Source organism: Flavobacterium sp. IMCC34852, assembly GCF_030643905.1.
Classification (GTDB): Bacteria; Bacteroidota; Bacteroidia; order Flavobacteriales; family Flavobacteriaceae; genus Flavobacterium; species Flavobacterium rivulicola.
In genome coordinates this window covers 2694399-2707500 of the sequence record NZ_CP121446.1, presented here as the reverse complement: position 1 = coordinate 2707500, position 13102 = coordinate 2694399, and the positions used below count along the sequence as shown (strand labels likewise).

At 38.2% G+C, this 13102-nt stretch carries 11 protein-coding genes and 1 tRNA gene; 6 read left to right on the top strand and 6 right to left on the bottom strand.

Going from position 1 to position 13102, the window contains the following annotated elements:
* Positions 1–66 precede the first annotated feature (66 nt).
* From purL to P7V56_RS11685, 3 genes are all read right to left on the bottom strand, one after another.
* Positions 67–3747, bottom strand: coding sequence for a phosphoribosylformylglycinamidine synthase (purL, locus tag P7V56_RS11695; protein WP_171221994.1), 3681 nt, complete (start codon positions 3745–3747; stop codon positions 67–69).
* 75 nt (positions 3748–3822) lie between these two features.
* Positions 3823–5364, bottom strand: coding sequence for a hypothetical protein (locus P7V56_RS11690; protein ID WP_171221993.1), 1542 nt, complete (start codon positions 5362–5364; stop codon positions 3823–3825).
* Between the two features lie 55 nt (positions 5365–5419).
* Positions 5420–6955 carry a T9SS type A sorting domain-containing protein gene (locus P7V56_RS11685; protein WP_171221992.1) on the bottom strand — a complete coding sequence of 512 codons (1536 nt, stop codon included), beginning with the start codon at positions 6953–6955 and terminating at the stop codon, positions 5420–5422.
* Between the two features lie 104 nt (positions 6956–7059).
* Here P7V56_RS11685 and P7V56_RS11680 point away from each other — a divergent pair, with 104 nt between their 5' ends.
* The 4 genes from P7V56_RS11680 to P7V56_RS11665 all read left to right on the top strand — a co-directional run bounded on the left by P7V56_RS11680 (position 7060) and on the right by P7V56_RS11665 (position 9465).
* A complete protein-coding gene (locus tag P7V56_RS11680; RefSeq protein WP_171221991.1) occupies positions 7060–7485 on the top strand; it encodes a PaaI family thioesterase in 426 nt (141 codons plus the stop codon).
* Positions 7482–8543: a chorismate-binding protein gene (locus P7V56_RS11675; protein WP_171221990.1), complete on the top strand. Its 1062-nt coding sequence runs from the start codon at positions 7482–7484 to the stop codon at positions 8541–8543. The genes P7V56_RS11680 and P7V56_RS11675 overlap by 4 nt, the downstream gene beginning before the upstream one ends.
* 43 nt (positions 8544–8586) lie before the next feature.
* Positions 8587–9303, top strand: a complete 717-nt coding sequence (gene bshB1, locus P7V56_RS11670; RefSeq protein ID WP_171221989.1) for a bacillithiol biosynthesis deacetylase BshB1 — start codon at positions 8587–8589, stop codon at positions 9301–9303.
* A gap of 86 nt (positions 9304–9389) precedes the next feature.
* A tRNA-His gene (locus tag P7V56_RS11665) sits at positions 9390–9465 on the top strand.
* Between the two features lie 46 nt (positions 9466–9511).
* Here the strand turns inward: P7V56_RS11665 and P7V56_RS11660 are convergent.
* From P7V56_RS11660 to P7V56_RS11650, 3 genes are read right to left on the bottom strand one after another with little or no spacing between them, the layout of a single operon-like run.
* Complete coding sequence (locus P7V56_RS11660) at positions 9512–9937, bottom strand: KH domain-containing protein (RefSeq protein ID WP_171221988.1); 426 nt, start codon at positions 9935–9937, stop codon at positions 9512–9514.
* A gap of 3 nt (positions 9938–9940) precedes the next feature.
* Entirely contained in the window at positions 9941–10975 is a 1035-nt protein-coding gene (locus P7V56_RS11655) for a M28 family peptidase (RefSeq protein ID WP_171221987.1), read from the bottom strand.
* 2 nt (positions 10976–10977) lie between these two features.
* Positions 10978–12066, bottom strand: coding sequence for a DUF3667 domain-containing protein (locus tag P7V56_RS11650; protein ID WP_171221986.1), 1089 nt, complete (start codon positions 12064–12066; stop codon positions 10978–10980).
* A 71-nt stretch (positions 12067–12137) separates the two neighbouring features.
* Here P7V56_RS11650 and P7V56_RS11645 point away from each other — a divergent pair, with 71 nt between their 5' ends.
* Entirely contained in the window at positions 12138–12593 is a 456-nt protein-coding gene (locus P7V56_RS11645) for a DUF1801 domain-containing protein (protein WP_171221985.1), read from the top strand.
* Positions 12594–12596: 3 nt separating this feature from the next.
* Positions 12597–13097, top strand: a complete 501-nt coding sequence (locus P7V56_RS11640) for a GNAT family N-acetyltransferase (RefSeq protein WP_171221984.1) — start codon at positions 12597–12599, stop codon at positions 13095–13097.
* Positions 13098–13102: the final 5 nt, after the last annotated feature.

Below are 13102 nucleotides of genomic sequence, written 5' to 3'. Positions count from 1 at the left end.
ACAGCCCGGTCCCGTTTAACGGGATGCGCCCAAATAAAAACCCACTCAATTGAGCGGGTTAGTTAATTATTTTGAGCGATTTTCAATCCATTCTCGGGCATTGACAAAGGCTTCAATCCATGGCGAAACTTCGTCTTTTTTATCGCTTGGATAATGCGCCCAATTCCATGGGAAAGTAGAACGTTCAATGTGTGGCATCATCACCAAATGTCTTCCTGTTTTGTCACACATCATTGCGGTATTATAATCGGAACCGTTTGGATTGGCAGGATAGCCTTCGTAAGCGTATTTGGCTACGATATTATATTGACTTTCTTCGTATGGTAAATTGAATTTCCCTTCGCCATGCGAAACCCAAACCCCTAAGGTAGTTCCGGCAAGTGTTTTTAGCATTACCGAATGGTTTTCCTGTACTTTTACAGAGGTGAATATGCTTTCGTGTTTGTGCGAATCATTGTGCTTCATTTTACCGTGAACTTCGTGTTCCGGATTGATGACTTCCAATTCCATGAACAATTGGCAACCGTTGCAGATTCCTACTGATAAAGTGTCTTCGCGTTTTAGGAAGTTCTTTAAAGCGGTGTTGGCTTTTTCGTTGTATAAAAAGGCTCCGGCCCAACCTTTGGCTGACCCCAAAACATCGGAATTCGAGAAACCACCCACAGCTCCAATGAATTGAATATCTTCCAGGGTTTCACGTCCCGAAATCAAATCGGTCATGTGAACATCTTTGACATCAAATCCGGCCAAGTACATCGCATTGGCCATTTCGCGTTCGGAATTACTTCCTTTTTCGCGGATAATGGCCGCTTTTGGTCGTGGTTTTGTGTTGTCAATTTGCGGTTTTAAACCAGTGAAATGGCTTGGGAAGATATACTGTAATGGTTGATTACTATAATTGTCAAAACGCTCTCTGGCCTTATTATTTTTGGATTGCTTTTGGTCTAACAAATAAGAAGTTTCAAACCAAACGTCTCTCAAAGCTCTGATATCAAGCACTAAATCTTCAATAGTCAATGATTCTGAATCTTGAACTTTTCCTATTTTGAAGTATTCAATTCCTTCTAAGGCTTTTTCGAATGTGGCATCATCTTTAGCTTGCAATACCAATCCGATGTTTTCTGCGAATAGGATTTTGACTAAATCATTTTCTTCGAATGAAGAGAAATCGATTTTGGCCCCTAAATGATTGTCGGCAAAACACATTTCCAACAAAGTCGTAATCAAACCACCGCTTCCGATATCATGTCCGGCAGCGATTTGTCGGTCTTTGATTAAATCTTGAATGGTATTGAAGGCTTTTTTGAAGAAAGCGGCATCTTTAATGGTTGGTGTTTCCGAACCAATTTTATTTTGGGTTTGGGCAAATGAACTCCCGCCCAATTTAAATTCGTCTTGAGATAAATTGATATAATAAATCGAACCACCGTTTCTTTGTAAAACCGGCTCAACGACTTTAGTAATATTGGAACAATTTCCGGCTGCCGAAATAATTACCGTTCCCGGTGCAATCACTTCATCATTCGGATATTTCTGCTTCATTGAAAGCGAATCTTTTCCGGTTGGAATGTTGATGCCTAATTCGATGGCAAAATCAGAACAAGCCTGAACCGCTTCATACAAACGGGCATCTTCACCTTCATTTTTACATGCCCACATCCAGTTAGCTGATAAGGAAACACTTTTTAAGTTTTCTTTTAGCGGCGCAAAAACAATATTGGATAACGCTTCGGCAATCGCATTTCTACTTCCCGCTTTCGGGTCAATTAAAGCCGAAATAGGAGCGTGACCTATGGATGTAGCGATGCCTTCTTTTCCGTTGAAATCCAAAGCCATTACCCCTACATTATTCAGAGGCAATTGTAATGGTCCGGCGCATTGTTGTTTGGCGACTCTTCCGCCTACGCAACGATCGACTTTATTGGTTAGCCAGTCTTTACAAGCTACCGCTTCTAATTTCAAGACATCTCTTAAATAATCTTGGATGTAATCGCTGCTATATTCTAAATCGGTGTAATTTCTATCGATGGTTTTATCCGCCATGATGGTTTTAGGCGAACTGCCGAACATGTCTTCCAAGGCAAAATCCATTGGTTTGGCTCCGGTTGTTTTGCTTTCAAAAGTAAAGCGTTTGTTATCACTAACCTCACCAACCTGATACATTGGTGAACGCTCTCTGTCGGCGATGCGTTGTAATGTATCAATATCTTTTTGACCAATAACCAATCCCATTCTTTCCTGAGATTCGTTACCAATGATTTCTTTGGATGATAAGGTTGGATCGCCCACAGGCAATTTATCCAAATCAATCAAGCCGCCTGTTTCTTCCACTAATTCGGAAAGACAATTCAAATGTCCACCGGCACCGTGATCGTGAATGGAAACAATCGGATTGTTATCGCTTTCTACCAAACCGCGAATGGCATTAGCGGCGCGTTTTTGCATTTCAGGGTTGGAACGTTGAATAGCATTTAATTCAATTCCGGAACCAAAAGCACCGGTATCGGCTGAGGAAACTGCTGCGCCACCCATTCCGATTCGGTAATTTTCGCCACCCAGGATTACGATTTGATCTCCGGCTGTCGGTTTCTTTTTGATGGATTGGTCTAATTTTCCGTAACCAATGCCACCGGCTTGCATGATAACTTTGTCGTAACCGAGCTTTCTGTTTGTATTGGGTTCATCCACAAATTCGGATGGTTCTTGGTGTTCAAAGGTTAGAATCGAACCCGTAATCAAAGGTTGCCCGAATTTATTACCGAAATCGGAAGCACCATTGGAAGCTTTGATTAAGATGTCCATTGGGGTTTGGTACAACCATTTTCTTTCCGTCATCCCATTTTCCCAAGTTCTGTTGTCTTTCAAACGAGAATAAGCCGTCATATAAACGGCAGTTCCGGCTAACGGTAATGAACCTTGTCCACCGGCTAATCTATCACGAATTTCTCCACCCGAACCGGTTGCCGCACCGTTGAAAGGTTCAACTGTAGTTGGGAAATTGTGGGTTTCTGCTTTTAGCGAAATCACCGAATCAAATTCTTTGGTTTCGTAAAAATCAGGTTTGTCGGCGCTTTTCGGCGCGAATTGGGTCACTTTCGGACCTTTGACAAAAGCCACATTATCTTTATAAGCCGAAACGATATCGTTTGGATTTTCGGCTGATGTTTTTTTGATGAGTTTGAATAGAGAAGTTTCTTTTTCTTCGCCGTCAATGACAAAAGTGCCGTTGAATATTTTGTGACGACAGTGTTCTGAATTGGCTTGCGAGAAACCAAAAACTTCTGAATCGGTTAATTTGCGGCCAATCTTTTGGGCAACACCATTCAAATAATCAACTTCTTCAGAACTTAAGGCTAAACCTTCTTGTTGGTTGTAAGCGGCAATGTCCTCAATTTCTAAAATCGGTTCCGGTTGGATATTGATGGTGAAAATTTCTTGGGTTAACTCGCTGTATTTTTGAGAAAGCATTGGGTCAAAATCGCTAAAGTTTTCTTTTACTTTTTCGAATTCCTCAATTCTGATGATGCCTTCGATGCCCATGTTTTGAGTAATTTCCACAGCATTGGTACTCCAAGGTGTTACCATTGCGGCACGTGGTCCAACAAAAAAATCCGTCAGGGCGGATTTTTCTATTTTATGTGCGTTGCCAAAAAGCCAGTTTAATTTTGAGATAGTTTCTGCCGAAAGTTCGTTTTGCGCTTGCACGGCAAAAACAGTAGTACTTTCGTTTCCGAAGAAATGAATCATTGTGTTTTTATTAGTTGTTGTTGTAGGTGCAAATTTAGGGTAAAAAAACGAAACCCAAAATCAGTTTTGAAAAAATTAATCCTCAGGGAACACAATCGAATTGTAAGCTCCTAAATCAAACACACCATTGCGCAGATTTCCTAAAATATCATTTGGAACGCCAACGTCCACTCCAAATTCTTTGGCATCAGAATCGGCTCCGATAAACAGTTTATTGTTATAAATATCTAAGAAATCAGGAGTTCCGTTTTTAATGATTTCATTGGTGTCGTTTAAAAAAGCATAATCAGGATTATTGGTAAACTGATTGTTGGAGTTGTTGAATTTGATTTGGCATTTGCTGAAAATAGGTGCTGTCCAATTGGTATCCGGGCTAACTGTACTTTTGTCTAAAAACAATTCAATTTGATTGGACCCGAAAATGATACAGTTGTAAAAATTAGCTTGTTCTAAATCGAAAGCCACTTCTTGATTGGTTGTATTGTCGGTGTAATAATTGTCAATTCTTACCGCCAATTGTTGGGAACTCGACCAATTGTTGTTGAATGTACAATGTTTGAACTCATAACTGCCACCAAGCGTACACGCTAAAGCATATTGTCCGGCAGAGTTAATTACTAAGTTTTCGCCATATATTTTAGCGGTTTTAGCATAAATTCCCATATTCGAACAATCATAAATTTGACTGTTTTTGATGGTCGTGGTAGTACCGTCATTGTGGTCGATTAATAAACCAATAACGGCGTTTTTCAGGGTCAAATGTTCTATATAATTGTTGGTACTTCCGTCTGTTAACCAAATTGTTCCCCATTGTCCCGGAACGTCTGAGAAATCGGGTTCCAATCGGTCACCTTCAAAGATGACTTCGTTTTCCAGCGCTTCTGTGGTGGATAATTGACCGTTGACTCTTAACGAACCACCGCTACCAACAATCAATCCTGATTCGGCATGAAAATGAACTCTTGCGCCGGGTTGGACGTTGAGCGTTTTGCCATCAGGTACTGCGGCATAGCCATATACCACGTAAGGTTTGTCATTGCTCCAAACATATTCATTACCGTTAACAGGATCATTTTCATCCAGGAAAAAGCCATACACTTCGTCATCGCCTATGGGTAAGGTTTCGGTCGTGCCGTCATCAAATCGTCTTGGGTATAAGAAATACGCATCTTGAATTAAAGTGACTAAGTCCACATCTTGAACTTCTCCGTTAGCATGACGGAATTCAATAATATCAGTGTACAAAAAATCGGTCGGATTAGCTAAAGCTACATCGGTAGTAACTTCAATAAAAACATACATACTGTCTTTGGCCAATAATTCTACATCGTGAAAAATTCGGTTGTTTTCGCCTACCATACCATCAACAGTTATTCGGTATTTGGAATCTTGACCTCTTCCTAATTGAATGGTGGGAATTTTAATGTCTTTATCGCTTTTATTATACACTTTCAAAGTATAAGTACTCGAACCAATGTTGGTAAAAACCGTATCTAAATAAACCGTGTCTTTGGAAAAAGTCAAATCGCCTGTACTGGGTTCAAATTGAAAGTCTTCACGACAAGAGCTTACGGAAATGGCTAAACCAACAATGAAAAGGATAATAAGTTGACGCATGGATGTTGAAAGATTTTAGGTATAACGTAAATTTTGACGTAAAAGTATATAATTACTATGATTTATTAATCTTTATTGTTTGGGTTTGATTCGTTATCGGATTTGTGATTTTTAAAAAATAGATTCCTTTTGGAAATGGAAAATCAATAGAATTGGTTTTGGTTATAGTTTTTTGAAATGACATAATTTTTTGCCCTAAAGTGTTGTAAAAAGAAAAATCACAATCATTGACAACGGAATTGGCTTGGATATAGAACGAATCATTAACCGGATTAGGATAGAGTACAAAATTTAAATTTTCGGTCTCATTGGTTCCTAAGGCTGATGGATTAAACTTCACAATCCAATAATCATTAAGTCCTTTTGAATTGTCTGTTTTGTCGCCGAATATATCAGAAGCTGTCGTTATAGCGCAAACAACGCTATTGTCGGAAGTTATAGCAATAGAGTAGGTATAATCTTCACCGGTTGCTAAGAAATTTTTATTCCACATCATATGACCGTCAAAGTTTATCTTCGTAATACATGTATTGTAAGAAGAGTTTTGACTGTTGGTCGAATAGTAATAACCGTCATTACCTTCAACAACATCGGTTGCTGTACAATCTCCGCCGTCGGGTTGGATAGAATGGTCCCAAATCAAAATCCCATCAGTGTTGATTTTAAAAATTGTAGAATAGAATTGATTAGATAATGAGTTTGTCCTTGGTGCATATATGCCAAATCTACTTCCAGCCACTAAGTAATTTCCATCACTGGTTTCAATAATGGTGGACGTTTCGTCGAGATCATGTGACTTTTGCCAAATGATAGTTCCGTTCGCATCCAATTTTAAAATCCAAGAATCGGGTGGGGAATTGCTGATGGTTCGGTCACCGGATATTCCAGAATATGATTTTCCGGCCAAAATATAATGTCCAGAACTGGTTGGTTTGATAGAATTCAACCAATCATGTTGGTTTCCGCCTAATGTTTTTTGCCATTCGATGTTGCCTGAAGCATTTAATTTGACTATCCAATAATCAAAATTGCCTCTACAGTTTTCTGTTTTTTCTCCTGAAATATCAGAATTGGAATAGCCACCAAGAATGTAACCGCCATCGCTGGTTTGCTGTGCTTCGGTTAGTATTTCATATTGTGCGCCGCCAATCGTTTTTTGCCATTCTATAACACCGTTTGAATTTAATTTGACAATCCAAAAATCATTGTAACCTCTTGAGTTTTCGGTTTTGTCTCCTGAAATATTGGAAAAAGAATCACCTGCCAGTAAATAGCCACCATCATTGGTTTGGACGAGGTCCTTAATGTCATCAAAGCCGATTCCGCCAATTGTTTTTTCCCAAAGAATGTTGCCGCTTATATTGGTCTTCACTATCCAATAATCATAACCCCCAATTAAGTTTTGAGTTTTATCACCTGATATAGGGGAAACTGACCTGCCGCCAATGATATAACCATCATCGGTTGTTTTTCGAATTATTGAGGCGAGATCTTGATTACTTCCGCCAATGGTTTTTTGCCAATCAATAGCCGGAGCTTGACTGAAGCCGATAGTAATTCCAAAAAAAAATAAGGTAATATATCTAGTCATCATCAAACCGTTTGAATACCAAATATAAGGATTTTATTATCATAATTAAATCGTAACCGTAGTGACTTCGTTTTTTTGTAATTTTATAACCTTAAAAAAAAGCTATGTCCTTTGATAAAGAAAAAGTACTCCAATTATGCAACGAATGGTGTAACAATACTTTGATGCAAACCCTAGAAATAGAATACATTGATGCCGGAGATGGTTTTTTAACCGCTAAAATGCCGGTCAATTCGAGAGTTCACCAACCGATGGGATTATTACACGGCGGTGCCACGGTAGCTTTAGCGGAAAGTGTAGGAAGTGCGGCTTCGTTAATGTTTATCAATACCGATAAACAAGAAGTGCGTGGGATTGAGATTTCTGCCAATCATTTGAAAAGCAAACGTGAAGGTATAGTGTATTGTACCGCCCGAATTATTCACCAAGGCAGAAGTATTCATCTTTGGGAGATAAAGATTACTGATGAAAATGATAAACTCATTTCGCTTTGTAAGTTAACCAACATGATTTTACCCAGACGGTCATGACCGATTTATTCCTCAAAGTAAAAACGCAGCAAGAGCAACACTTGCCTTTTGTATTGTATGCGAAACCCAATTCGGATAAAATGATTGGTTTGTTTCAAAAGAATGACCATCTCTATTTTCTGGAAGATTTTACAGCAAAAGGATTTGTTTTTGCGCCTTTTGATGGCGACTTGATTCCTTTTATTCCTCAAAAGGAGTCGGATGTTTATGTCGAAAAAATGATTCAGACTGATTATCTGGTTGCCCCAACTATTTTGCCTGAAGTGGATGAAACCGCCAAAATTGTTTTTGAAAATTTAGTTCAAAGAGGTGTTGGTGCGATTCTAAAAGGCGCTTTTGAAAAAGTAGTTTTATCCCGAAAAGAAGAGGTGCTTTTGAGGCAATTCGATTTAGAAACCGTTTTTAAAAAGTTAATCTCCTTTTATCCTACAGCTTTTAAATATTGTTTTTTTCATCCAAAAATAGGGATGTGGATGGGTGCTACGCCCGAGCAGTTTCTCAAAATTAATCAAAGAGCATTGCAAACTGTCGCTTTGGCCGGAACGCAAATTGCCACCAATAAAGAGCAAGTCATTTGGCCGGAAAAAGAAACAGAGGAACAGCGACTGGTTACAGAATTTATAACCATGAGTTTGCAAAATAAGGTCAGTGATATGACCCTTTCGAGTCCGTATTCCTTCAGAGCAGGAAATCTTTGGCACATCAAAACCGACATTTTGGCTACCGCCAAATCTAAGAAAGCAATCAAGGATGTTATTTTGGCATTGCATCCTACCTCGGCAGTTTGTGGTTTGCCCAAGGAAGCCGCGAAAGCATTTATTCAAAAAAATGAAAATTATGAACGCGAATATTATTCTGGTTTTTTAGGAGAATTGAATGTAGATTTGGCTACATTTCGGACCGATCAATCCGATTTATTTGTCAATTTGCGTTGTATGAAAATCACTGGTGATACAGCAGAGTTGTTTATAGGTTGCGGGATTACCAAAGACAGTATTCCTGTCGATGAATTTATCGAAACGGTAAATAAATCGATGACGATGAGAAAGGTTTTGTGAATTGATAATTGATAATTTTGGCAATTAATAACGAATATAAAATATGAAACTAGATATATTAGCTTTCGGAGCGCATCCTGATGATGTAGAATTGGGTTGTAGCGGTACCATTGCCAAAGAAGTTTCCCTAGGAAAAAAAGTTGGTATAATCGATTTGACTCGTGGCGAACTTGGTACTCGCGGTTCGGTGGAAATCAGAAATAAGGAATCAAAGTTGGCGGCTGAGATTCTCGGGATTACTACTCGGGAAAACCTAGACATGCGTGATGGTTTCTTTGTTAATGATGAAGCCCATCAAATGGAAATTATCAAACGCTTGCGAAAATACCGTCCCGAGATTGTCATCTGTAACGCTATTGATGATCGACACATTGACCATGGGAAAGGCAGCAAATTGGTTTCGGATGCTTGTTTTTTATCGGGTTTGCGAAAAATTGAGACTACTCATGAAGGGCAAGTTCAAGAAGCATGGCGTCCCAAAGTGGTTTACCATTACATTCAATGGAAAAACATAGAGCCCGATTTTGTGGTAGATATCACTGATTTTATTGCTAAAAAAGAAGCTTCCATTTTGGCCTATAGTTCTCAGTTTTATTCTGAAAATTCTAATGAACCGGTAACCCCGATTGCTACGAAAAACTTTTTAGAAAGCATCCATTATCGCTCTCGAGACTTTGGCAGATTGATTGGCGTAGATTATGCGGAAGGTTTTACTGCGGAAAGGTATGTGGCTGTCAACAGCTTATCGGATTTGATTTAAAAAAATAAAAAGAATGTTTGCAAAAGATAACTTTTGCAGTATATTTGCACTCGCAAAAGAAGCTAAGGCTTTGGTAAGCGACAAATGGTGATTGTAGCTCAGTTGGTTAGAGCGTCGGATTGTGGTTCCGAAGGTCGCGGGTTCGAGACCCGTCTTTCACCCAAAATGATAAAGCCTCCGGTAACGGAGGCTTTTTTTGTTGCTATAGTTAATCGATTATGTTGTCTAAATCCTTAAAAATAAAATTGATGTTACTTGAATCCTGATGAATTTTAAAACTTAGATTTTTGAGTTCTGCACCAATATATCCTTTACCTTTATTTTCAATGATGCCTTTCAATTTAGGTTCTTCCTTTAGAATAGAGAGAATCCCTTTGGCACATAGGCTGTCTCCTTTTATCGCAACATAAAGATAGCGTTGGCCGTTTTTTTCTTGATATCCTTCTAAAAAATAAGTTAGTTTCTCACTATTGGCTAGTCTTAATTGTATGGCTAATTCTTTTTTGTAATCATTATTTTCCGGTAAAGACTCATCAAATATGGGGTTCGTGTTTTTACAGTCTTCTTTGCTACAGGAGATTATAAAACAACAAATGATAAAAGTGTACAAAGGTCGGATTAGACTATTCTTCACAGTTTATTTATCCTTTTTATCAACCTTTAACTTCTTATTTCTATTGGCAATTTCCCAAGCGATGGCAAAAGCATATTGGGTGCGTTTGGTTAGCGAATCAAATTCTATTTTACTAACATCATCACCGGGTTTGTGGTAATCGGCATGCGTACCATTAAATAAAAATACTGACGGAATGCCGTGCTTGGCAAAGTTGTAATGGTCAGAGCGATAATAAAAACGGTTAGGGTCATTTTTATCGTTGTATTTGTAATCGAGGTCGAGTTTAGTATATTCTTTGTTTACGCTTTCGCAAATGTTGTACAGGTCAGTGGATAAATAATCCGAACCAATGACATAAACATAATTATTGCTGTCTTTGTGGAAATCATCGCGGCGACCAATCATGTCGATATTGACATCGGCTACCGTATTTTTTAAAGGAAATAAAGGATTTTCAGAATAATAGCGCGAACCGTGTAAACCGTGTTCTTCACCCGTTACGTGCAAAATTAGGATAGAACGCTTTGGTCCGTGACCTTCATTCTTGGCTTTTTGAAAGGCCAGAGCCATTTCCATCAAAGCTACTGTTCCTGAACCGTCATCATCGGCACCGTTGTAAACCTGTCCGTTTTTAACGCCAACGTGATCGTAATGCGCAGAGATTACCACTATTTCATTCGGCTTTTCCGAACCTTCAATATAGGCCCAAATGTTCTCGGAATCGGGAAGGTTTTCATTTCTTTTGGCATTTAAAAATGCGGCCGGAACGGGTTGGTAATAATCTTTGGCGCCTTTAGGAAAAGCAATACCGTTTTTTTGGTAAAAATCAATTATGAACTTACCTGCTTTTTTTTGTCCTTCGCTCCCGGTTTCACGTCCTTCCATTTCGTCTGAAGCAATATAAGTTAGGTTCGTGCGCAAACTTTCGATAGAAATACTGTTAAGATAAGTGCTGATTTTTGCCGGTGTAGCCGATTTTTTAGTGTCTGATTTTTGGGCGTTGCAACTCGTTGACAAAGCCATTAGCGCTATGAAAAGAAATGTTTTTTTATACATAATTAATGAATGTTAATAAATGAAAAGAAGAAAAGACCGATTATGATAAAGGTTAGGATGATCATGTTAATAAAAAAGATAAAGATACCCTTGATTATGGTTTTAAATCTACTTTGTTCATAAAATCGATGATGTGCCGGGAAAAAGTAATAAAGGCTATAGATAATAATGACCGATTCAACGATGTAACTAATAATGTTCACAATTCTATATTGGTTAAAACATTCAAAAAAGAAATTGAACAGTTCAAGAATCAACGAAGCCAATAATAAAAACGAAAAATAATGCAAGGTAAAAATGCCGTGGTCAAAGTAATACCATCGCTTTTTGCTTTCAAACAACCATAGAACGAAGGCAAACAACGGCATATAAATGAATAAAGCTTTAGGGATATTTCGGAAAAAGGATTCCATCAATTTTTCATTAATTTCTTTTTTGGTTTTCCCTTTTTTGACCAATAAGATTTTTTTATTAATCCAATACTCCCAATCAGATAGTTTTTCATCGGCTTTGCCAAATTTTTGAATCGAGTCCAAGTGTTCCACCGAACGATAACCAAAATTCATATAATCGCTGGCGTCATCACTTTCTTCTCTCTGAACCACTCCTTTTTGCAACGAATCAGCAGCTTTCTTATCGATATACCCTTTTTTTTCCATATCGGCTATCCACTTCTTTTTTTTGAGATTGTCTTGCGCGATTGTAAGGGTGTCCGAAGTTACAACTGTTTCTTTAGCGGCGGTTTGATCGACTTCAACCATTTCGTCATTAGGGCTGTCTTGTATAATCGGAATCAAAAAGAAAGTAACAAAACTGATAAAAATATAAAGTCGAATAGGCGCCAAATAAGACATTCGCTTCCCGGAAAGGTATTCTTTAGTTAACGCCGAAGGTTTAAAAATTAAGTTTCGAATGGTTTTCCAAAACGAATTTTCATAATGGGTTAAGTCTTCAAAAAAATGAACAAATAACTGGACAAAAGTTTTGCGGCTATCGGTATTTTCCTGACCACAATTCGGACAGTATCGGTTTTCAACAACGTGTCTGCAGTTAAGACAGGTTTTATCTTTCCTTAATTCGTTTTTCGACATAACTTTGTAATAAAAATCAGTACGTAAATCTATAAAAATATTTCTACTTTTGAGAAACAAAATCTATTACCATGCAATCCAAAGCACCAACACCGCAAGACTATATTAATGAATTGCCGGCTGACCGTAAAGAAGTCATTCAAAAACTCCGAGAAACCATCAATAAAAACCTCCCTAAAGGCTTTAAAGAATCGATGGGTTATGGTATGATGGGCTATTGTGTGCCGCATACTATTTACCCAAACGGTTACCATTGCAATCCTAAAGATCCGCTGCCTTTTATGGGTTTGGCTTCGCAAAAAAACTTCGTGGCATTTTACCATATGGGCATTTATGCCGATAAAAATTTGTACGATTGGTTCGTTGAAGAATACGGTAAACGCTGTAAATACAAACTCGATATGGGGAAAAGTTGCGTGCGTTTCAAAAAGATGGATGATATTCCGTATGATTTGATAGCCGAATTGGTCCAAAAAATATCAGTAGAAGATTGGATAGCAACTTATGAATCGGCTTTTAAAAAATAAGGCATGATTGTAATTGAACAAAATTCAGATCCTAATTTTACCGATATTATAGCGATTGCTCAAGAAGTTTGGCCTAAAACTTATGGGGCTATTTTGGGTCAAGCCCAATTAGACTATATGATGGATATGATGTACAGTGTAGCTTCGCTTCAAAAGCAAGCCAATGAAAAGCAGCATCATTTTATTTTGGCTAAGGAAAATGAGATGTCGGTTGGGTTTGCGTCTTATGAATTTGATTGTAACGGAACCCATAAAACCAAGATTCACAAAATTTATATTCTTTCCACCCAACAAGGGAAAGGGATAGGCCGGTTTTTATTGGACTACATCGCCAATGAGGCCCAAAAGCACAACAACATAGCGCTGTTTCTCAATGTCAATAAGTACAATCCGGCGCAACATTTTTATAAGAAATTGGGTTTTGATATTACTAAAGAAGAAGTAATCGATATTGGTCAAGGATATGTTATGGATGATTACGTGATGGAAAAAAAGATAAACTAAGCAAG